Raw genomic sequence first — 21,168 nt, forward strand, 5'->3', positions numbered from 1 at the left:
TTAGAGCAAGGCTCAGCTGTCAGAGTGGGAAGGGATTTTGCAGTTTGGTCACAAGAAAAGCTGGCCTTGCTGTTTGATTTGGTAGGTTATAGTGCTTAGACAGGTGCCTGATTGTCGGGGAACAAAACCGACTATTATGGATGCCTATCAACCATCAGCCGTCTAGCGAGTCTTTAGTCAAGTGATACTAAATTAAAATCAAAATTAGATGACTTAAGCTGATATCTTATTTGTTCCTAAAAATATGCATGAACTAACTTTTCACATGTTACACTGAGCCGAAAAGGTACCGATGAGACACAAGTTACGCAACGGCCACACATGTCCATCACTCATTCGATCTCATTTTGATTTTGAAAGAGTATGAGATAAGCCTAGGCAGTAGGCAAAAAGCCAAAAACCGAGTCTGGCTCGTCTAGCCAAACTCGGTTTTTACGGAGAGAAAAGGACATTGTTTGCTCAAGGAGAGGTCTTGTCGTTTTCTTGAGGTTCACTGGTGCTTGAACTGCTGGTTTCCTCTGCAACCGCTGAAGAGCTTTCATCGGGCTCTGGTTCAAATTGCTCAGGGTGCAAGGCTCGGTAGCTTGGTGCTTCAAAGAGCGGCAGGGTTGTCTTGTTCCCATTCTTGCTGTAAATGCTGGTGGAAGCCTCACCAAGGGCCTGCTCGACAGTGATCTGTTGATCTAGCGAATTTTGATAAGACACTTTCTCTAGGTCAATAGCCTGTAAGCCACTGCCTTGATAAAAGCGGAGCAAGTCTCCTGTCTGGATGGCATCGCTCGTCTGGAGTTGGAGATTAGCCGTATCCCGTGCGACTTGCAGCTCTGCAGTCGTTGATTCGTCAGGAAGCGTGATCTCTTCACCCGTTTCCGTGTAGTAGGTGCGACCGCTGTAACTGGTGTATTTTGGCGTGATGAAGTGTCCTGAGGTTCTCAGAGCCACCACTTGATTATGGTCTGGGGAGAGAATGTCCTGACCGACCTGGAGATACTTGCTGGCATCGATTCCCAGTAAATGGAGTAGGGTTGGTAGGGCATCGACCTGCCCCGAATAGGTGTCGATAATCTTGCCCTTGTTCATGCCAGGAATGACAATCATGTAAGGCACCCGCTGGAGCATAGCATTGTCATAGGCGGACCAGGTTTCTGGATTCTTGCCGATGAGGGGGGCCAGGTCTGGATTGCGAGAGTTAGAAATGCCGTAGTGGTCACCGTAAAGAATGATGATGGAATTGTCGTAGACACCTGTCGCCTTCAAGTAATTGAAGAAGGCCTCAACAGCTGAATCCAAATAGTTGGCTGTCGCAAAATAGCCGTTGATGGTCTCGTCCTCGGTATTGGCTAAGGGAAAACCGACTTCATCCCCGACGAGACTGGTCGTGTAAGGGTAGTGGTTGGAGACGGTGATATATTTGACATAGAAGGGCTGTTGGAGGCGCTCCAAATACTGGATCGAATCCTTGAGCATGATTTTATCATTGAGCCCATACTGGAAGGAATTTTCCTCGGTCTGTTTTGAGAAATAGGAGGCGTCAAAGAAGTAATCGTAGCCCCATTGTTTATAGGTCTGGTTTCGATTCCAGAAGCTTCCGCCATTGCCATGAAAAACAGCGCTGCTATAGCCGTCTGTCTGGTTGAGAATATGTGGAGCAGCGGCCTGGGTGTTAGTGCCACCGTAGGTCACCATAAAGGAGCCTTGAGAGAGACCAAAAAGGCCGGTATCTAAGAGGGTCTCTGAGTCAGATGTCTTGCCTGCCTTGACCTGGTTGAAGAAGTTAGAAAAAGACAGGGTAGACTCCGAATGGTAGAGGGAATTCAGAAATGGCGTCACCTCGTGTGACTGGCCATCCACTTCCAAATGGTAGTCAATCAAAAACTGCTGGAAGCTTTCTAGGTGAACGTAGATGACATTGCGCCCTTTGGCGATGCCATAGTAGTCGTTATTTGGTTTGGCGTAGTGTTCTGTGACATAGGCTTGAATGGGCACGATGTCTTCGGCATTGGCGCCAGCCCTGTCCTTGCTGGTCTTGTAGGTCTGATTGCCGCTGTAGGCCAAAAAAGCGTTAAGCCCAATGCCACGCACGATATAGGTGCTGGAGAAGCCTCGGCTCAATAACTCAGGCCGGTCAATTTCTGCCAAAAACAGATTGGCAGAAAAGAGCATGGTCGAAAGAGCAGTGACGGCAAAACTGGCTCGTGGATTAAAGGGACGACGATCCAGTCGAATCATTTTTTTAAGACCTAGATAGGCCAGTAAGACAAAATCAAAGAAGTAGATAATGTCCTGAAAACGAAATAGTTTGATAAAGGCTTCGCCCAGTCCTGCGGACACGCTAGAAGAAGCCAAAATGGTATTAACCGTGATAAAATCAGAGAATTCTCGATAGTAGGTCACATTGGCAAAGAGCCAGCAAAAGATGATGCCGTAGAGGATTAGGGCAGTGATGTAAAAAGGTTTGGTAGGTTTAATATAAAGTGCCAGGCCGATGAAAAAGAGACTGGTCGCAATCGGACTAATCAGGGCAAGGAAGTTCTGGTAAATCCCTGCGGTGTCCAGACTAAAGTCTAATATATAGGCGGTCATGGTCTTAAACCAGACCAGAAAGACGAGTGCTAGGACAAAACCTAGCCTCGTTTGGAGAATATGTACAAGATTGGTTAAAAGTTTTTTCACAGTCGTTTCCTTAAGTCATAAGTTTCCTAAACGTTTCAAATACCTTCTTCCAATTATATCACATTTTTAAAAATTGCCGGAATCTAACCTCTACTTTGAGAAAAAATGTAAATTTTGGTATAATGTAGGTTATGAAGAAACTGACCCTTAACGATGAGGCAAAACGGGCTATCCGCAATGGCATTTGCCTACTTGATGGTAAACATTTTTCTGATCAGCTCTTGACGGATGACTGGGCGCATCTTTATGCCAAGGATGGGACTTTTTTGGCCCAGGCTTATTTTTCCAAGCAGCATAAAGGTGTCGGCTGGGTGGTCAGCAAACAACTGATGACGGTTGATCAAACCTTCTTTGAGGGCTTGTTGTTGCAGGCTTGGCATAAGCGCCGGGCCTACCACCAGTCGGAGCATACGACTGCCTATCGGATTTTTAACCAGGATGGCGATGGCTTTGGTGGCCTGACGATTGATTATTACCAAGGGCGGCTGGTCTTTTCTTGGTACAATGCTTTCGTTCACAGTCTGAGAGAACAGATCGTCGCGGCGGCAAGGGCTGTCCTGCCAGATATTGTTGCAGGCTATGAAAAGATTCGCTTTCAGGGCTTAGAGTTTGAGAGCAGACAGCTTTTTGGTCCAGCTGGCATGGACCGACTGACCATCCGAGAGAACGGCGTAGCCTTTGAGGTCTTTTTGAACGATGGTCTGATGACAGGGATTTTTCTGGACCAGCATGAGGTCAGAGGCCTCCTGGTGGATGGCCTTGCCAGGGGCAAATCAGTTCTCAACATGTTTTCCTATACGGCTGCCTTTTCAGTTGCAGCAGCCATGGGAGGCGCTAGGGCAACAACTTCGGTCGATTTGGCTAAACGTAGCCGAGACTTATCTCGGGCTCATTTTGAAGCCAATCAGCTAGATGTCAGTGACCACCGGTTTGTGGTTATGGATGTCTTTGAATACTTCAAGTATGCCAAACGCCACCAGTTGGTGTTTGACCTGATCATCCTGGATCCGCCTAGTTTCGCACGCAATAAAAAACAGACTTTTTCGGTAGCCAAAGACTACCATCTCCTGGTGTCCCAAAGTTTGGAGATTTTGTCAGAGGGTGGCATTTTGATTGCCTCTACCAATGCCAGCAATGTGACACTAGAAAAATTTAAACAACAAATTGAAAAAGGTTTTGGAAAGCGAAAACCGGTCTACTTGGAGACTTATCGCCTTCCTGATGATTTTCAAATCAATAAAAAAGATGAAAGCAGTAACTACCTCAAGGTAGTTACCATTAGGGCTTAGAAGATGCAAATAGTTGTACCGATTATGCCAGAGTCACTGGAAGATGTGTTGGCTCTTGATGTTGATAAATACCAAGAAGCAGACCTGATTGAGTGGCGGGCAGATTATTTGTCCAAGGAAGATATCTTGCGGGTGGCCCCAGCCGTTTTTGAAAAATTTTCTGGGCGTGAAGTGATTTTTACCCTGCGGACCGTCAAAGAAGGTGGGCGGATTGAACTGTCGGACGAGGAGTACGTTTGCCTGCTCAAGGAAATCAACCATCTGTACGAACCAGACTACCTGGATTTTGAGTATTTTTCTCACCAGTCTGTCTTTGACCAAATGTTAGATTCTTCTAATCTGGTTCTCAGTTATCATAATTTCAAAGAGACGCCAGACAACTTGATGGAGATCATGTCAGAATTGACAGCTCTTGCCCCTAAAATGGTCAAGTTAGCGGTCATGCCAAATCGTGAACAGGATGTTTTGGACCTGATGAATTTTACCAGAGGTTTTAAGGTTCTGAACCCTGAGCAAAATTTTGCGACCATGTCCATGGGCAAACTAGGAAGGGTGACCCGCTTGTCCTCGCTGCTGACAGGTTCTTCGTGGACCTTTGCTTGCGTGGATGATCCGAGTGCGCCAGGTCAAGTTCAGTTGAAAGATATGGTCAAAATCCGAGAGGTCCTCAATGAGGATTGACGGTCATACACGACTGGCTGCTGTGGTGGCTGACCCCATCAAGCATAGCCTGTCGCCTTTCATCCACAATAGGGCTTTTGAGCAGACTGGAACAAATGGGGTTTATCTGGCCTTTGAAATCAAGGAAGAGGATCTTGCCGAGACGGTCTTGAACATCAAACGTTATGATATGTTTGGCATTAATCTCTCCATGCCCTACAAGGAAAAAGTCCTTCCCTACTTAGACGAGCTTAGTCCAGAAGCTGCCCTGATCGGTGCGGTCAACACGGTGGTGAACCAAGATGGGAAATTGGTCGGCTACAACACGGATGGCAAGGGCTTTTTTGCTAGTTTAGGGGATTTCGAGATTGAAGGGAAGGAAATGACCCTGCTAGGTGCAGGCGGTGCTGCCCTAGCTATCGCAGCCCAGTCAGCACTGAATGGTGCCAAGGCCATCCATGTATTTTCCAGAGCGACCTCCCTTGACAAGGCTCGAAACAAACTAGAGCCTATCGCCAAAGCGACTGGGCTAGCAATGACTTTTTCTGCCCTAGAAGACCAAGAGGCCTTAGCGGTTTGCCTTGAGCAATCAGCCCTTTTGGTCAATGCAACCAGCGTCGGCATGGATGAGATATCCAATCCCCTACCAGAGACCTGTCCTTTGAAGGCAGACCTCCTAGTAGCAGACATTATCTACCGGCCGCTGGAGACCCCTTTGCTGGCGAGAGCCAAGAAAGAAGGATTGACAGCCGTCAACGGCTTAGGGATGCTACTCCATCAAGCGGCGATTGCCTTTGAACTCTGGACAGGACAGGAAATGCCGGTTGAAGCCATCTGGTCAGACCTCCTTGACCTGTTATAACTTGCTCTTGTCTGTCGACCTGAAAAAGCTGGGCTAGCCAGATCAGACAGACCTGATTAACTGTGGGGGACAGACGAATGCTTTTTCGTTGGAGTTCTTTCCATTCCCATTTTTCTAAAGAAACCGACGTATCCGCCCTAAAAAATCAGAACATTAAAACAATGAAGAAGGAACGACTATGAAAGTATCTGTCAACCTCCCCAAACACCCCTATGACATTCTTATTGAGAGGGGGAGCCTGGACCAATGCGGTCAATGGGCCTCTCACCTTTGGAAACCACAAAAGGTTGTGATCATTACGGATGAGCATGTGGGCTCTCTCTATGCGGAGCGTGTGGCCCAAAGTATGGAAGCCAGTGGTTTTGAAGTAGCGGTATTTGAGTTTCCAGAGGGCGAAGCGCAGAAAAACTTGGAAGTGGTCAATCAAGCCTATGCTTTCTTAGTCGAGCAAGGCCTCACCCGATCGGACGGCATTATTGCGCTAGGAGGTGGCGTTGTCGGCGATCTGGCTGGTTTTGTGGCTTCGACCTACATGCGAGGCATCCATTTCTTGCAAATTCCGACCAGTTTAACAGCCCAGGTAGACTCGTCTATCGGTGGCAAGACCGGGGTTAACACGCCCTTTGCGAAAAACATGGTCGGCACCTTTGCCCAGCCTGATGGCGTTTTGATTGATCCGAATGTCCTTAAGACCCTGGGACGTAGGGAATTGATCGAGGGCATGGGCGAGGTGATCAAGTACGGTTTGATTGCTGATGTGGCCTTGTGGCAAATGCTGGAGGAGATGACTGGTCCAGATGAGATCTTAGAAAATGCAGAGCAGATCATCTATCATTCCTGTCAGGTCAAACGCCAGCATGTCGTAGAGGACGAGTTGGATAATGGCATCCGCCTTTATCTGAATTTTGGTCATACCATTGGCCATGCGATTGAACAAACCGCTGGTTATGGTCAGGTCATGCACGGAGAAGCGGTCGCTATCGGCATGGTCCAACTGTCTCGTGTAGCGGAACAAAAAGGCTTGATGCCAGAGGGGATAACAGAACAAATTAGCCGTATGTGCCAAAAATTTGGCCTGCCTGTCAGCCATGAGCCTTGGGATATCGAGGCCCTCCATCAGGCCCTATGCCACGATAAAAAAGCGCGCGGTAGCAAGATTAAAACAGTGATTGTCCCTGAACTGGGGAAGGCTGCTATCAATGAGGTTAGCCTAGAAGAAATGAGAGAGTATTTGGTGAAGTAAATGAGATATTTAACAGCAGGAGAGTCACATGGACCACGATTGACGGCCATCATTGAAGGCGTGCCAGCAGGCCTTCCCTTGACCGCAGCTGACATCAATGTGGAATTGAAGCGCCGTCAAGGGGGCTATGGGCGCGGTGGTCGGATGAAGATTGAGAGCGACCAAGTGGAGATCACATCAGGGGTTCGCCATGGAGTGACCATGGGAGGACCGATTACCCTGAATGTTACCAACAAGGATCATGAAAAATGGTTGGATATTATGGCGGTTGAGGATATTGAGGACCGCCTTAAAACCAAGCGCAAAATCACTAAGCCTAGGCCTGGTCATGCAGATTTGGTCGGTGGAATCAAGTACCGTTTCAGTGATTTGCGTAACTCCCTAGAACGGTCATCTGCGCGTGAAACGACCATGCGGGTAGCTGTCGGTGCGGTTGCCAAACGGCTCCTAGAAGAAATCGGTGTCGAGATTGCCAGCCATATCGTGACCTTTGGTGGGATTGAGGTAGAAATACCAGACGGTTTGACGGTTAGACAAATTAAAGAACTGAGCAGTCAATCAGAGGTCTCTATTGTCAACCCCAAACACGAGGACGCGATCAAGACCTATATTGACCAAATCAAAAAGGATGGTGACACCATCGGAGGTGTCATCGAGTGTGTGGTTGGTGGTGTTCCAGTCGGTCTAGGGTCTTTTGTCCAATGGGATAAAAAACTGGATGCTAAGTTAGCCCAAGGGGTGCTCTCCATCAATGCCTTCAAGGGGGTTGAATTTGGAGTTGGTTTTAAAGCAGGCAGTCTCAAAGGCAGCCAGGTCATGGATGAAATCCTCTGGTCAGAAGCGGACGGCTATACCAGACGGACCAACAACCTAGGTGGCTTTGAAGGTGGCATGACCAATGGCCAACCCTTGGTCATTCGTGGGGTCATGAAACCCATTCCAACCCTTTACAAGCCCTTGATGAGTATCGATATTGCCACCCATGAGCCCTATAAGGCAACGGTTGAACGTTCTGATCCGACGGCTGTTCCAGCAGCAGCGGTTGTTATGGAATCAGTCGTTGCGACTGTTTTGGCAACGGAAGTCCTAGATAAATTCTCCTCAGATAATCTGGAGGAATTGAAGGCTGCTGTTGAAGCCCACGTCCGTTATACGAAAGCGTTTTAAGGATGAGTAAGACTATTTATATTGCAGGCTTGGGCTTGATTGGCGCTTCCATGGCTCTGGGGATCAGACGAGGCCATCCGGATTATCGCCTTTTGGGCTATAACCGTGGGGAACAGTCCCGCAAGGTTGCCCTTGAACGTCACATGGTGGATGAGGTGACTGATGATTTTGCGCGTTTTGCCCCCTTAGCGGATGTGATCATCTTGGCGGTTCCCATCAAGCAAACCATGGCACTTATCAAAGAGTTGGCCCAGCTTAAGCTCAAGCCCAACGTCCTCATCACCGACGCTGGCTCAACCAAGCAGGCTATTGTTGCGACAGCAGAAGCACACCTGGATCCTCAAAAGGTTCGCTTTGTCGGCAGTCATCCCATGGCGGGGAGCCATAAGTCGGGCGCTCAGGCAGCAGATGTTAATCTTTTTGAAAATGCCTATTATATTTTGACGCCATCGCGACTAACGGCGCCTGGCACGATTGAGGAGATGGAGGACCTGCTCAAGGGGCTCCATGTCCGTTTGACCCAGATGGAGCCTAAAGAGCATGATAAGGTGACTGGTCAGGTCAGTCATTTTCCCCATCTTCTAGCCTCAAGTCTCATGCTTCAGGCGGGTGACTATCGTGAAAGCCATGCCATGACCCAGCACCTGGCGGCGGGAGGATTCCGGGATATGACGCGGATCGCAGAGTCAGAACCCGGTATGTGGACCAGCATTTTATTAACCAATCAAGCGGCCATGTTAGAGCGGATCGAGGATTTCAAACAGCGGCTGGATCAGGTGGCAACTCTCTTAAAAGCCAGTGATGAAGAGGCTATCTGGACCTTCTTTGACCAGGGAAGATCGACCCGAAAAGAAATGGAAATCCACAAGCGAGGCGGGGTGGATAGTTTCTATGACCTCTATGTCAATATCCCTGACGAAGAGGATGAAATCCTGAAGATCATGGAATTGCTCAGGGGAACCTCCTTGATGAATCTACGAATCAACGAGGAAAACCGTGAGGACATCCATGGGATTTTACAGATTACCTTCAAGACCCAGGCAGACCAGTTACGATCCAAGGAAATTATCGAAGCTGCAACCGACTATGCCGTCTTTATCGACCAATAAAAGGAGAGAACCATGTCAGACAACATTTATGATTTAGCCAACAATTTGGAACGCGCTATCCGCAAGTTACCAGAATACCTAGCTGTGGCGAGTTCTAAGAAAGAGATCGAACAGGATTCAGAAGCTTCAAGTCTCTTCAAAGAATACACAGACTTTCAGGCGGAATTGCAGGGCTTGATGCAGACAGGACAGTTGCCCACGCAAGACTTACAGGATCGGATGAAGGACTTGAGCCAGCGCTTGGAAGGTAATTCCCTAGTGGCAAATTATTTGACCAAGCAACAACAGCTCTCGGTTTATTTGTCAGATATTGAACGAATTGTCTTCAAACCCTTGCAGGAGTTGATCTAGGAACAAAGAGGCGGGTTTCCGTCTTTTTTTTGTTTTATTAAATTGTCTGAAAACTTTAATTTTCTCTTTTCTTTTTTAGGAAGATGTGCTAAACTAGGGATAGATTAATTTATGCGAAACTGATCAAGGAGGTAAGATGTCACGGATTCAATCAAAAAATCTAACAGTTGCCTATGACGCGCAGCAGGTCTTATCAAACTTGACCCTAGCGATAGAGGATCAAAAAATCACAACGATCGTTGGCGCTAATGGCTGTGGAAAGTCTACCCTCCTCAAGGTTTTGACGCGGATCATGCCTGCTAGGATGGGCCATGTTTATTTGGATGGCCAGAGCATTGCTAAGTTGCCGACCAAGTTGGTTGCGCAAAAAATGGCCCTGTTGCCCCAAGTTCTAGAGGCAACAGAAGGGATTTCAGTCTATGAATTGGTCTCTTATGGGCGTTTTCCACACCAGTCTGGCTTAGGAAGATTGACAGATGTCGACCGAGAGCGAATTGACTGGGCGTTAGAGGCCACGGGGATCAAGCATTACTCTCATCTGCTTGTGGATAGTTTGTCTGGGGGTCAACGGCAGCGGGTCTGGATTGCCATGGCTCTGGCTCAAGATACGGATATTATCTTTCTGGATGAGCCGACCACTTATTTGGACATGAACCACCAATTGGAGGTGTTGGACCTTCTCAAGCTGCTCAATGAACAGCTGGGGAAGACCATTGTCATGGTTTTGCATGATCTCAATTTGGCGGCCCGTTACTCCAATCGCTTGATTGCCATGAAAGATGGGGAAATCAAGTTCCATGGGAGGGTTGATGAGGTGATGACCAAGGAAGTTCTAAAAGATATTTTTAAAGTGGAGGTGGAAATCGTTCAAGATCCTATCCATGATTGCCCGATCTTGCTGACCTATCGGTTGGCCAAAGCCTAAAATAATCATCATTAAAAACCGTGTGTTAACTCAGCAATCAATGTGATTCAGTCATGGTCAATTTTCCAGCAATTCAGTGATTTGTGATGAAAAATATTATCGATTGGCGAGGACTTGGTTACTTGCTGTTAAAAACAGGTTTTACGAAAAGAAAAAGGAGATTTTTATGAAAAAATATTTAATGCTATTGGTGACATGTTTTGCCGCCTTGTTGCTAGTGGCCTGTGGTCAAGGAAAACAGGCTGAGGAAGCTTCGACAGCTGAGGTTATCTTGTCCAAAAAGCCTGATATCAAAGGGGTTACCTATTATGGAGACGTACCTGCCAATCCTCAGCGGGTAGTTGTGGTCTCCTCAACCTACACAGGCTATCTCTTGAATCTAGACTTGAATTTGGTTGGGGTGACTTCCTATGATAAGAAAAATCCTGTCTTGAAGGATCATTTGACCCAAGCTAAGGAAGTCGCTGCGACGGATTTGGAAGCTATTTTAGCCCTAGAGCCGGATCTTATCGTGGTGGGGACAACGGAAGAAAATGTGCCAGAACTGGCAGAGATTGCCCCGGTGATTGCCCTGGATTATGGCGCTAGAAGCTACCTGGAATTGGTAACGGACTTTGGAGCGATTTTTAACCAAGAAGAGGCTTCTGCTAAGTGGCTAAGCGATTGGGAAACCAAGACCAAGGCTGTGGCAGAAGAACTCAAGGCAGCCATCGGTGAAGACTCGACCTTTACAATCATGGGGCTCTATGAGAAGGAAATCTACCTCTTTGGAGAAAATTGGGGCAGAGGTGGCGAGATTGTCCACCAAGCTTTAGGGTTTAAAGCCCCTCAAAAGGTCGTTGATGAAGTCTTTGGACCTGGGTATTTGGCGATTTCGCAAGAAGTGGTTGGCGACTATGCTGGAGATTATCTGGTGGTCGCAGCAGAAGACGATCAGACAGGGACTTCTCTTTATGAAAGCGACGTTTGGCAGGCCATTCCTGCCGTTAAAAACGGTCATGTGATCCGTGTCGATGCCAACGCCTTTTATTTCAATGATCCAATGTCCTTGGAGTATGAACTTGAAACACTGAGAGAAGCTATCCTAGCAACTGTAAAATAAGATGAACCAAACCGTTAGTCCCTCAAAACCAGAGGAAACAGTGACAAAACAGGAGTCGAGATCGAGCCGTTTGATACCGTCTCGACTGTCCTTGCAAGACAAGCCTTCCAAGCCCCAGAGGCCAATCCGACTTGGGATTGGCCTGTTGGGCTTTTTCGTCATCGGCTTTTACCTCTCCCTACGCTTTGGCGCGGTAAGCTATAGCCATGCAGACATTTGGTCTGTCTTGCGCCAGCCCTTGGTTTCTAATGACTTACAGGACGTGATCATTGACTTGCGCCTGCCACGGATGGTGGCTGCGATTTTGGTCGGTGCAGCCATGGCAACTGCTGGCCTCATGATGCAAGGTATCACCCGAAATCCTATCGCTGATCCAGGTTTTCTAGGCGTTAATGCGGGTGCCGGACTAGCCCTAGTTATCGGCTATGCCCTGTTTGGCAGCATGCATTACAGCGGTATCTTGCTTCTGTGCTTGTTAGGGTCTCTTGTGGCTAGCGTCTTGGTTTACGGACTGTCCTATGTGCCTAGAAAGGGCTATGATCAGCTGCGTTTGCTCTTGGCTGGGGCCATGGTGTCTTCGCTTTTTTCAGCAATCGGCCAAGCCATTACCATCTACTTTAACTTATCGACAGCCGTGATTGGCTGGCAGGCTGGTGGTTTGATTGGGGTGAATTGGGGCATGATTCGAATCATCGGACCGATTATATTAGTGGGACTTGTTTTGGCCCAGATTTTTGCCCATCAGTTGACCATCCTTAGTTTTAATGAAACAGTGGCCAAGTCCTTGGGGCAGAGAACGAATATCATGACTTTTATCTTATTAGGTATCGTCTTGCTCTTGTCTGCAGCTGGCGTGGCTATGATCGGGGCAATCGCTTTTGTTGGTTTGATTATCCCGCACGCCATCAAGCATTTTGTGGCCAAGGACTATCGCCTCTTGCTGCCTTTTACGATGTTTGGTGGAGCCACCTTCATGCTTTGGGTGGATCTGGTTTGCCGGATTTACAACCCTCCCTATGAGACTCCTTTAAATGCTATTATCAGCCTCATTGGCCTGCCATGCTTTCTGTGGCTCGTCCGAAAGGGGGATCAGCTATGACAAAAACGAAACATCACTTGAATCTCTTTGGGCTTTTGACCGTCTTGCTTTTTGTTAGCTTTGTCTTTTCCTTGTCTTTGGGAGATAGCGGAGCAGATCTGTCAGATGTCCTAAGGGCCTTTTCTGGTCAGGCCAGCAGTCAGGTTTACCAGATTATTATGAGGATTCGTCTGCCTCGGATTTTAGCCTATATGGTGGCAGGAGGCTCTCTGGCCCTAAGTGGCAGTCTCCTACAGACCCTGACGAGGAACCCTCTGGCAGATTCGGGGATTTTGGGGATCAATGCAGGAGCAGGTTTAGTTGTGGCTATCGTGATCGCTTACTTTTCCTTGGAAAACCAATGGGTTATTCGCTTGATGCCCATCTTGGCCATGCTAGGAGGCTGCTTGGTCATCATCCTAGTCTACCAGATTGCTAAAAAAGCCAATCAAGGACTCAGTCCTGTTCGTTTGATTATTTCAGGGGTAGGCTTGAGTAGTATGATTTCAGGCATCATGGTTTCTATCGTCGGCAATGTCAATCCTTATAAGGTTGATGCCATTGTCAATTGGCTGAGCGGTCGAGGAACTGGTGGCAATTGGCGGACCTTAACGGTCATGGCCCCCCTGCTCATAATTTTGTGGGTGCTGACCTACAGTTTCAGTCACAGGCTCAACATCCTTAGCTTGAACGACCAGACAGCAGCAGCCCTGGGCCTTGATCTTCCTAAAACACGCTTAAGGGTCCTGATACTGGCGACGGGGCTAGCGGCCTTGAGTGTTGTTTTGGTTGGCAATGTAACCTTCGTCGGTCTGATTTCAGGCCATATTAGCAGGAGACTGGCAGGTGCCAACCATCGCCTAGCCCTCCCAGCAAGCCTGATGTTTGGCATGCTGCTCCTATTGGTAGCAGACTCTCTTGGGCGGATTTTACTAGTAGGAAAAGGCATTCCGACTGGTTTGGTTGTGGCCATCTTGGGTGCCCCTTATTTCCTTTATCTGATGACCAAGCTTCGGTCGTGATTGATGTTAGCAAGACAGTCGTCTTTTGAAGATGGCTGTTTTTCTTTCTGTGAATAAGTTTTGCCAAACTTGAAAAAGTTGTGGCTTTTCATTATAATAAAAAGAACTATCTAAGGCTGTGAAACTTGAGCGTTCCCAATGTGGTTGTATCGGTAGGATTAAGTTATAAGGGGTCGAGTCTTTAGTTGTTAAGTAAAGGAGTTTTTATGTTGCATTTTGAAAATGATTATAATAAAGGAGCCCACCCAGTTGTATTAGAAGCCTTACTGGCTAGCAATGATCAGCCAGAGTCTGGCTATGGAACAGACCAGTTCACCCAAGATGCTGTAAGCCTAATACGTGAGCTTACCCAGTGTCCCCAGGCAGAGGTCTTCTTGTTGACAGGGGGAACCCAGACCAATCAGTTGGTCATTGACACCATGCTAGCTCCTTATGAAGGGGTAATCGCCGCGGATACGGGCCACGTCAGCACCCATGAGGCGGGCGCCATCGAGTTCACAGGCCATAAGGTTTTGTCCCTGCCGCATGAATTGGGCAAAATCAGCGCCCAGCAGGTGGCTACCTACCTTGAGCGTTTTTATGCAGATGGCAATCACAGCCACATGGTCTATCCTGGGATGGTTTATATCTCCCATCCGACAGAGTACGGCACCCTCTACAGCAGGGAGGAGTTGGAGGCCTTATCCGAGGTCTGTCGAGCTTATCAGATCCCTCTCTTTCTTGATGGTGCGCGCTTGGTCTATGGTTTGGCGGTAGAAAATGCAGTGGATTTGCCGATCATAGCAGAGCTGACAGACGTTTTTTACCTTGGCGGGACCAAGGCAGGCCTACTCTGTGGCGAGGCGCTAGTATTCACCAAACAAAATAGGCCCAAGCACTTTATGACTCAGGTCAAGCAGCACGGTGCCCTGCTAGCCAAGGGACGCCTGCTGGGTGTCCAGTTCAAAGCCCTGTTGGAGCATGGTCTCTATGAGAAAATTGGCCAGGACGCCATCGCCCGTGCCAATGAGCTGAAATCACTATTACAGGAGAAAGGATACCAGCTCTATCTGGATTCGCCAACCAACCAGCAATTCGTCATCATTAGCAATGACCGTCTGAAACAACTCGGTGAGCAAGTGGTCTATTCCTTCTGGGAAGCTTATGATGAGGAGCACACGGTCATCCGTCTGGCAACCAGCTGGTCAACGACACCAGAGGACATTGAGGCCTTAAAGGAGGTCTTGTAGTTGCTCTATCTGCTTTTGGGCCAGTGCTAAGGGGGGAGTAACTAGGCTAGTAAGGCTAGGGAACTTGGAAAGATTAGACAAGTGAATGAAAAGGAGGAAATCATGCAGCATCTTGGGACACTGCCACTTGAGACAGAAGGGTTGATTCTGAGGCCCTTATGCTTAGAGGATGCTCCAGCTATGTTCGACCATTGGGCCAGTGATCCAGAAGTGGCCCGCTATGTGAGCTGGGAGCCCCATCCTGATCTGGAATCAACGAAAGCTCTTCTTTCCAGCTGGGTCCCTCACTACCAGCAGGACCCCAGCTTTTATCACTGGGGCATTGTGCTTAAGTCGACCGAGCAATTGGTCGGGACGATTTCGTTTGTGTCTGTGTCGGACCAAGACCTATCTGCTGAGCTGGGCTACTGTTTGGGACGGCCTTGGTGGGGGAAGGGACTGATGACTGAAGCAGGTCAGGTCGTTCTGGCATTTGGTTTTCAAAAGGTGGGCCTGAATCGGATCGAAGCCATGTTTGATGTCCGAAATCCAGCTTCTGGGCGTGTCATGGAAAAGCTGGGCATGACCTATGAAGGATTGAGCCGCGAGGCCCGGATGGTCAAGGGGCAACTGGTTACGGTTAAGCATTATGCCAAACTGCGAAGAGATCCTTAGGCCAGGGAACTTGGTGTGAAAAAATCGCCAAGTTTTTTAGGTTAGAGGTAAAATACCTGCTCTGCCATTCTTTATTAAGAAAAATATGGTAAAATAAGGAATGACATGTTTGAAGGAGAAAAAGTGATGCAATTAAGAACTCATGTGCCAGCTCTTAGAGGGGAAGTAAGGGTCCCTGGTGATAAATCGATTAGCCATCGTTCCATTATTTTTGGAGCTATTAGCGAGGGCCAAACGACTATTTACGATATTTTGCGTGGAGAAGATGTCTTGTCTACAATGCAGGTTTTTCGTGATCTGGGAGTTTCTATAGAAGATGACGGCCAAGTCGTTCGGGTAGAGGGCGTCGGTTTTGACGGTCTTAAGCCCCCTCAAAATGCCTTGGATATGGGGAATTCTGGAACCTCCATTCGCCTGATTTCAGGCGTCTTGGCGGGGCAGGATTTTGAAGTGGAGATGTTTGGGGATGATTCTCTCTCAAAGCGCCCCATGGATCGCGTGACCAAGCCCCTCAGTCAGATGGGGGTCGAGGTTGCTGGGCAGACAGACCGTGATTTGCCTCCTTTGACCCTAAAGGGCACCAAGGCCCTGCAGCCGATTGTTTACCAGTTGCCGGTGGCATCTGCCCAGGTCAAGTCTGCCCTTATTTTTGCGGCCCTCCAGGCAGACGGTGAGTCAGTCATCACAGAAAAAGAATTGACCCGCAATCACACAGAGGATATGATTCACCAGTTTGGAGGCCACTTGACCATTCAAGGCAAGGAAATCCGTGTCCAAGGTGGCCAAAAATTAAAGGGGCAACGGGTTGTTGTGCCTGGGGATATTTCAAGTGCGGCCTTTTGGCTGGTGGCAGGCCTTATTGTTCCTCATTCAAAGGTGGTCTTGACCAATGTCGGTATCAATGAGACACGGACAGGTATCTTGGATGTCATTGAAGCCATGGGTGGGAAGTTGACCATTTCTGATCGGGACGAAGTGGCTAAATCAGCGACTTTGACCGTTGAGAGTTCTGACTTGAAAGGCACAGAGATTGCTGGTGATTTAATTCCACGCTTGATTGATGAATTGCCAATCATCAGCCTCTTGGCGACTCAGGCTCAGGGAGAGACAGTGATTCGAGACGCGGAGGAACTCAAGGTTAAGGAAACGGACCGCATTCAGGTCGTTGCCGATGCTTTAAATAGCATGGGAGCTGTTATTACACCAACGTCTGATGGCATGATTATCAAGGGAAAAACAGCTCTGCACGGCGCTCGAATCAATACTTACGGCGACCACCGCATCGGCATGATGGCGGCGATTGCCGCTTTGATCGCTAAAGAAGGCGACGTCTATCTGGATCGGGCGGAAGCCATTAACACCAGCTATCCAAGTTTCTTTACTGATTTAGAAAGTTTGATCCATGGCTAAGGTTTTATTAGGATTTATGGGTTCTGGCAAGACAACAATCGCCAGGCTCTTAGATGACCAGTTTGTTGACATGGACGCTGTCTTGGTAGAGCGTCTGGGAATGCCGATTACGCAATTTTTTGAAGAAGAAGGAGAGGCTGCTTTTCGGAAAGTGGAAAGCCAAGTCTTGGCAGAATTATTGCCCCAAGACATTGTCCTATCAACAGGTGGCGGTGTGGTCATGTCAGCAGAAAATCGCGCCCTGTTAGCGCAAAATACGCCCAATATTTTTCTAACGGCTGATTTCGAGACCCTCTATCAGCGCTTGCGGGCTGATCAGGAGCAAAAGCGTCCCTTGGTCATTAAAAACAGCAAGGAAACATTAAGAGCCTTATGGGCTTACAGGCAGCCCCTCTATGAAGAAGTGGCTACCCAAGTAATTGACGTGGCTGGCCAGACGCCAGCCCAAATAGTGGAGATGATACAATGAAGATTGCCTATCTGGGGCCCCAAGGGTCTTTCTCGCATAATGTGGCCCTCCGGGCCCTGCCAGAGGCTGTTTTACAGGATTTTGAGACCATTACCGAAGTGATCAAGGCTTTTGAAAGCGATCAGGTAGACGGTGCCATTGTGCCTGTGGAGAATGCGATTGAGGGAAGTGTTCATGAGACCTTAGACTATCTCTTTCACCAGGCGGATTTAGAAGCGGTCGCTGAATTTATGCAGCCCATTAAACAACAGTTGCTGGTGACCAGTCTGGACAAACCGATCGAGAAAATTTTTTCACACCCTCAAGCCATTGCCCAGGGCAAGGCTTATATCAATGCCCATTACCCCAAGGCCAAGATTGAGGTGACAGCTTCGACAGCCTATGCGGCGCGCTATGTGGCGGAGCATCCGGATCAGCCTTTTGCGGCTATTGCTCCTGACTCGGCTGCGGCCACTTATGGCTTGGTCACGGCAGCGCGTGATATCCATGAGCTAGAAGAAAATTTCACCCGTTTTTGGCTCTTGGCTAAGAAAGTGCCTCATTTGGAACTGCCACAGCTTGGGCAAAAACTCTCTTTGGCTTTGACCCTGCCAGACAACCTGCCAGGAGCTCTCTACAAGGCCATGTCTGTCTTTGCCTGGCGAGGTATTGATTTGACTAAGATTGAAAGCCGGCCCTTAAAAACGGTGCTGGGAGAATATTTTTTCATCATGGATGTCGTCTATCAGCAGCCAGAACCGATCCAATTTGCCTTAGAAGAGCTGGCAAGTATGGGGATTCGATCGAAAATTTTAGGAAAATACGGTGTGTTTCAAATGGAAACCACGGGAAATGATTAAGGAAAGATAATGGCAAAAGACTATGAAAATCTGACGCATCACGAAAGTTTGCGCTATGATTATTTGCAAAAAAATATTCATTTTTTGGGCGATCGGGATCGGGCAGAACTTCATTATTTGGAGGCTAAAATAGCAGGTAAGCTCAGTAACCACCAAGCGCCTCCTCCCAAGACAAGTAAAACTTATCGGCCATTGCCAGCCTTGCAGGAAAAACGACCGCTGGTTCCCAAGAGTGCAGAAGTCACTCCCGAAGGATTGCCGAGCTTTAGCCGTGCACGTTCGATGGCCGCTTCAACCCAAAGCAATGGACCAGAAAAACCTGCTAGGCAAGTTAAACCAGACTTGAAAGAGGGACAGCCACCAATCAAAGGAGAAGCAGGCTCGAAACTAGCTAAACCTCAGCCTTTTTCAGACCTTGATAGGCAACCAAGGCAAATACAGGAAGGCCTGCCTCATTTGACATCGCGAGCAGAGCGCCGTAAAATGGCTAAGAAATCACTGCCAGCGCCCAATCCTAAGCAGATCTTGGCAGATATCCAGACGGATAAGGCGCGCCAAGCCAAGCGCCTGAGACAAAAACGACCGACGCCTAGTCCTGGCTGGGGGAAACGCATTCTAACTGGCTTGGGTATCACCCTGCTCTTGACCCTGTTTGGCATGTTGCTCATGTTCTTAAAAGGCTATTACGATGTTAAGCAAAATGAAGCGACAGCAACAGCTGCAGAGGTTGAATTTTTTGATGGCCAAGACACTAGGGATGGCGTTAACATCTTGGTTCTGGGAACCGATTCTCGGATTGGACAAGCCAGTACAGAGGCTCGAACGGATTCGATTATGGTAGTCAATATCGGGAATTCTGACGGTAAGGTCAAAATAGTCAGCTTCATGCGGGATACCCTGATCAATATCCCTCAAGTTAGTCAGGAGGATGGCATCAATACCTATTACGATCAAAAGCTCAATACTGCCTTTAGCATCGGGGAGCAAAATGACAAGCAAGGAGCAGAGGCCATCCGCATCGCTTTAAAGTCTCATTTTGACATCGATATCAAGTATTACGCCATGATTGATTTCCAGACTTTTGCGACAGCCATTGACACTATTTTTCCAAAGGGTGTTAAAATCGATGCGCGATTTGCAACGGTGGATGGCCAAGCGGTAGATCAGGTCCAGGTACCAGATGATCTCAATGCTGCCAATGGCATTTTCCCTGAGCAGACCATAGAGATCGGCGAACAGTATATGGACGGCCGGACCCTGCTTAATTATGCGCGCTTCCGTAAGGATGACAGTGGTGATTTTGGACGGACGCAGCGCCAGCAACAGGTACTAGCTGCCATTCTTAGTCAAGTGAAGAATCCGACCAAATTATTTACAGGATCTGCGGCTCTTGGTAAAATTATGGGAATGACCTCGACTAATCTGCCCTATTCCTTCATTCTCAGTCAAGGGCTTTCTGTCCTCGGAGATGCCTCTAACGGCATCGAGCAAAACACGGTTCCAGAAAGTGGCGACTGGGTAGATGAGTACGATATGTACGGTGGCTTGGGTCTGGCCATTGATTTTGAAAAGTATCAGCAGCGCTTATTTGAATTAGGATTACGATAGACCAACCTAAGTATGATATAATAAGGTCAGAAAATCTTCTGGCCTTTTTGCCTTAGAAAATACAAGAAAAGAGAAAAGATGCTACAAAAAAACGATGTGATTGATGTTGAGATTGTTGACTTGACCCATGAGGGGCAAGGGGTTGCCAAGCATGATGGGCTGGTCTTCTTTGTGGACAATGCCCTGCCAGGTGAGCGGATTGCCATGCGGGTCTTGAAGGTCAAAAAATCGGTTGGCTTTGGTAAGGTGGAGACCTATCACAGCCTGTCCCCCCACCGCAATCAGGCACTTGATACGACCTATCTACGGACGGGGATTGCGGATTTGGGGCACTTGACCTATGATCAGCAGCTGGTGTTTAAGACTAATCAGGTCAAGGCTGCTCTGAGCAAGATTGCAGGGCTTTTAGATGTTCCTGTTTTGGATACTCTCGGTATGGCGCAACCTCTGGCTTATCGCAATAAGGCAGCCATTCCTGTCCGTCGAGTAAATGGACAGCTGGAGACAGGCTTTTTTCGTAAGAATTCCCACGACCTTATGCCCATCGAAGACTACTATATCCAGCATCCAGAGATTGACCAGCTCATTAATGCCACCCGTGACCAGCTCCGCCGTCTGGACCTCAAGCCCTATGACGAGAAAGAGGGAACGGGTCTTATCCGTCACATCGTGGTCCGTCGGGGGCATGTGTCAGGCCAGCTCATGCTAGTCTTGGTCACGACCCGTCCCAAGGTTTTCCGTATTGAGCAGCTGATTGAGCACTTGACGGCGGATTTCCCAAACCTGGTCTCTATCATTCAGAATATCAATGACCAGCAGACCAATGTTATCTTTGGTCAGGACTTCCGCACCCTCTACGGCAAGGACAGCATTGAAGATGAGCTTCTGGGCAACACCTATGCCATCTCGGCCCAGTCCTTCTATCAGGTCAATACGGAAATGGCAGAGCGGCTCTACCAGACGGCCATTGATTTTTCAGACCTGAGTGCTGATGATGTGGTCATCGATGCCTACTCAGGCATTGGCACCATCGGTCTGTCCCTAGCCAAGCAGGTCAAGGCTGTCTATGGGGTCGAAGTGGTGGAAAAAGCTGTCGCAGACGCTACGGAAAATGCCCAGAACAACGGCATCATGAACGCCCATTATGTCTGTGATACAGCTGAGGCTGCGATGGCAAAATGGCAGAGCGAGGGGCTTCGCCCCAAGGTCATTATCGTCGATCCACCACGAAAAGGGCTAACCGAAAGCTTTATTCGTGCCAGTTCTGCCATGTCCCCAGAAAAAATCACCTACATCTCCTGCAACCCAGCCACCATGGCGCGTGATATCAAGTTTTACCAAGAACTAGGCTATCAGCTGACCAAGGTGCAACCAGTGGACTTGTTCCCACAGACGCATCATGTGGAAACTGTAGGGCTTTTAGTTAGGACTACAAAAGAGTAATCTTCTGCTTTCTATTTTATAGTATTGGAATGAGG

19 protein-coding genes are annotated in these 21,168 nt (G+C 48.2%); 18 read left to right on the forward strand and 1 reads right to left on the reverse strand.

Translation table 11 applies throughout. From position 1 onward, the window contains the following. Positions 1-459 precede the first annotated feature (459 nt). Positions 460-2,673, reverse strand: a complete 2,214-nt coding sequence (locus tag ABID29_RS00920) for an LTA synthase family protein (protein ID WP_354363765.1) — start codon at positions 2,671-2,673, stop codon at positions 460-462. A gap of 131 nt (positions 2,674-2,804) precedes the next feature. Here ABID29_RS00920 and ABID29_RS00925 point away from each other — a divergent pair, with 131 nt between their 5' ends. The 18 genes from ABID29_RS00925 (at position 2,805) to rlmD (ending at position 21,133) form a co-directional block, all read left to right on the forward strand. Continuing rightward, entirely contained in the window at positions 2,805-3,962 is a 1,158-nt protein-coding gene (locus tag ABID29_RS00925; RefSeq protein WP_354363766.1) for a class I SAM-dependent rRNA methyltransferase, read from the forward strand. 3 nt (positions 3,963-3,965) lie between these two features. Beyond that, entirely contained in the window at positions 3,966-4,643 is a 678-nt protein-coding gene (gene aroD / locus ABID29_RS00930; protein WP_354363768.1) for a type I 3-dehydroquinate dehydratase, read from the forward strand. Then, positions 4,633-5,484: a shikimate dehydrogenase gene (locus tag ABID29_RS00935; protein ID WP_354363770.1), complete on the forward strand. Its 852-nt coding sequence runs from the start codon at positions 4,633-4,635 to the stop codon at positions 5,482-5,484. Before aroD ends, ABID29_RS00935 begins: the two co-directional genes overlap by 11 nt. A gap of 178 nt (positions 5,485-5,662) precedes the next feature. Beyond that, on the forward strand, positions 5,663-6,727 hold the full coding sequence (gene aroB / locus ABID29_RS00940) for a 3-dehydroquinate synthase (protein ID WP_354363772.1): 1,065 nt from the start codon (positions 5,663-5,665) through the stop codon (positions 6,725-6,727). Further along, positions 6,728-7,894 carry a chorismate synthase gene (gene aroC / locus ABID29_RS00945; RefSeq protein ID WP_354363773.1) on the forward strand — a complete coding sequence of 389 codons (1,167 nt, stop codon included), beginning with the start codon at positions 6,728-6,730 and terminating at the stop codon, positions 7,892-7,894. 2 nt (positions 7,895-7,896) lie between these two features. Continuing rightward, entirely contained in the window at positions 7,897-9,003 is a 1,107-nt protein-coding gene (locus ABID29_RS00950; RefSeq protein WP_354363774.1) for a prephenate dehydrogenase, read from the forward strand. Positions 9,004-9,015: 12 nt separating this feature from the next. Next, the gene (locus tag ABID29_RS00955; RefSeq protein WP_354363775.1) at positions 9,016-9,354 is read left to right on the forward strand and encodes a YlbF/YmcA family competence regulator; all 339 of its coding nucleotides are present in this window, start codon (positions 9,016-9,018) and stop codon (positions 9,352-9,354) included. A 136-nt stretch (positions 9,355-9,490) separates the two neighbouring features. Next, positions 9,491-10,279, forward strand: a complete 789-nt coding sequence (locus ABID29_RS00960) for an ABC transporter ATP-binding protein (RefSeq protein WP_354363777.1) — start codon at positions 9,491-9,493, stop codon at positions 10,277-10,279. A 166-nt stretch (positions 10,280-10,445) separates the two neighbouring features. Beyond that, positions 10,446-11,381, forward strand: a complete 936-nt coding sequence (locus tag ABID29_RS00965) for an iron-hydroxamate ABC transporter substrate-binding protein (protein ID WP_354363778.1) — start codon at positions 10,446-10,448, stop codon at positions 11,379-11,381. A 124-nt stretch (positions 11,382-11,505) separates the two neighbouring features. Beyond that, positions 11,506-12,480: a FecCD family ABC transporter permease gene (locus ABID29_RS00970; RefSeq protein ID WP_354363937.1), complete on the forward strand. Its 975-nt coding sequence runs from the start codon at positions 11,506-11,508 to the stop codon at positions 12,478-12,480. Beyond that, positions 12,477-13,481, forward strand: coding sequence for a FecCD family ABC transporter permease (locus ABID29_RS00975; RefSeq protein WP_354363780.1), 1,005 nt, complete (start codon positions 12,477-12,479; stop codon positions 13,479-13,481). Before ABID29_RS00970 ends, ABID29_RS00975 begins: the two co-directional genes overlap by 4 nt. Positions 13,482-13,687: 206 nt before the next feature. Then, the gene (locus ABID29_RS00980) at positions 13,688-14,710 is read left to right on the forward strand and encodes a threonine aldolase family protein (RefSeq protein WP_354363781.1); all 1,023 of its coding nucleotides are present in this window, start codon (positions 13,688-13,690) and stop codon (positions 14,708-14,710) included. A gap of 102 nt (positions 14,711-14,812) precedes the next feature. Continuing rightward, a complete protein-coding gene (locus ABID29_RS00985; RefSeq protein WP_354363783.1) occupies positions 14,813-15,364 on the forward strand; it encodes a GNAT family N-acetyltransferase in 552 nt (183 codons plus the stop codon). A 126-nt stretch (positions 15,365-15,490) separates the two neighbouring features. After that, entirely contained in the window at positions 15,491-16,774 is a 1,284-nt protein-coding gene (aroA, locus tag ABID29_RS00990; RefSeq protein WP_354363784.1) for a 3-phosphoshikimate 1-carboxyvinyltransferase, read from the forward strand. After that, positions 16,767-17,243, forward strand: a complete 477-nt coding sequence (locus ABID29_RS00995) for a shikimate kinase (RefSeq protein WP_354363786.1) — start codon at positions 16,767-16,769, stop codon at positions 17,241-17,243. Before aroA ends, ABID29_RS00995 begins: the two co-directional genes overlap by 8 nt. After that, on the forward strand, positions 17,240-18,082 hold the full coding sequence (pheA, locus tag ABID29_RS01000; RefSeq protein WP_354363788.1) for a prephenate dehydratase: 843 nt from the start codon (positions 17,240-17,242) through the stop codon (positions 18,080-18,082). The genes ABID29_RS00995 and pheA overlap by 4 nt, the downstream gene beginning before the upstream one ends. Before the next feature lie 9 nt (positions 18,083-18,091). Continuing rightward, positions 18,092-19,690: an LCP family protein gene (locus tag ABID29_RS01005; protein WP_354363789.1), complete on the forward strand. Its 1,599-nt coding sequence runs from the start codon at positions 18,092-18,094 to the stop codon at positions 19,688-19,690. A 78-nt stretch (positions 19,691-19,768) separates the two neighbouring features. Next, entirely contained in the window at positions 19,769-21,133 is a 1,365-nt protein-coding gene (rlmD, locus tag ABID29_RS01010) for a 23S rRNA (uracil(1939)-C(5))-methyltransferase RlmD (RefSeq protein WP_354363791.1), read from the forward strand. Positions 21,134-21,168 lie beyond the last annotated feature (35 nt).

It is taken from the genome of Streptococcus rupicaprae (assembly GCF_040545225.1).
In the GTDB taxonomy this organism is placed as follows: Bacteria; Bacillota; Bacilli; order Lactobacillales; family Streptococcaceae; genus Streptococcus; species Streptococcus rupicaprae.

What these genes read in the sequence shown, in the direction of transcription:
- ABID29_RS00925 (WP_354363766.1), top strand. Translation starts at nt 2,805, where the DNA reads ATGAAGAAACTGACCCTTAACGATGAGGCAAAACGGGCTATCCGCAAT.
- aroD (WP_354363768.1), top strand. Translation starts at nt 3,966, where the DNA reads ATGCAAATAGTTGTACCGATTATGCCAGAGTCACTGGAAGATGTGTTG.
- ABID29_RS00935 (WP_354363770.1), top strand. Translation starts at nt 4,633, where the DNA reads ATGAGGATTGACGGTCATACACGACTGGCTGCTGTGGTGGCTGACCCC.
- aroB (WP_354363772.1), top strand. Translation starts at nt 5,663, where the DNA reads ATGAAAGTATCTGTCAACCTCCCCAAACACCCCTATGACATTCTTATT.
- aroC (WP_354363773.1), top strand. Translation starts at nt 6,728, where the DNA reads ATGAGATATTTAACAGCAGGAGAGTCACATGGACCACGATTGACGGCC.
- ABID29_RS00950 (WP_354363774.1), top strand. Translation starts at nt 7,897, where the DNA reads ATGAGTAAGACTATTTATATTGCAGGCTTGGGCTTGATTGGCGCTTCC.
- ABID29_RS00955 (WP_354363775.1), top strand. Translation starts at nt 9,016, where the DNA reads ATGTCAGACAACATTTATGATTTAGCCAACAATTTGGAACGCGCTATC.
- ABID29_RS00960 (WP_354363777.1), top strand. Translation starts at nt 9,491, where the DNA reads ATGTCACGGATTCAATCAAAAAATCTAACAGTTGCCTATGACGCGCAG.
- ABID29_RS00965 (WP_354363778.1), top strand. Translation starts at nt 10,446, where the DNA reads ATGAAAAAATATTTAATGCTATTGGTGACATGTTTTGCCGCCTTGTTG.
- ABID29_RS00975 (WP_354363780.1), top strand. Translation starts at nt 12,477, where the DNA reads ATGACAAAAACGAAACATCACTTGAATCTCTTTGGGCTTTTGACCGTC.
- ABID29_RS00980 (WP_354363781.1), top strand. Translation starts at nt 13,688, where the DNA reads ATGTTGCATTTTGAAAATGATTATAATAAAGGAGCCCACCCAGTTGTA.
- ABID29_RS00985 (WP_354363783.1), top strand. Translation starts at nt 14,813, where the DNA reads ATGCAGCATCTTGGGACACTGCCACTTGAGACAGAAGGGTTGATTCTG.
- aroA (WP_354363784.1), top strand. Translation starts at nt 15,491, where the DNA reads ATGCAATTAAGAACTCATGTGCCAGCTCTTAGAGGGGAAGTAAGGGTC.
- ABID29_RS00995 (WP_354363786.1), top strand. Translation starts at nt 16,767, where the DNA reads ATGGCTAAGGTTTTATTAGGATTTATGGGTTCTGGCAAGACAACAATC.
- pheA (WP_354363788.1), top strand. Translation starts at nt 17,240, where the DNA reads ATGAAGATTGCCTATCTGGGGCCCCAAGGGTCTTTCTCGCATAATGTG.
- ABID29_RS01005 (WP_354363789.1), top strand. Translation starts at nt 18,092, where the DNA reads ATGGCAAAAGACTATGAAAATCTGACGCATCACGAAAGTTTGCGCTAT.
- rlmD (WP_354363791.1), top strand. Translation starts at nt 19,769, where the DNA reads ATGCTACAAAAAAACGATGTGATTGATGTTGAGATTGTTGACTTGACC.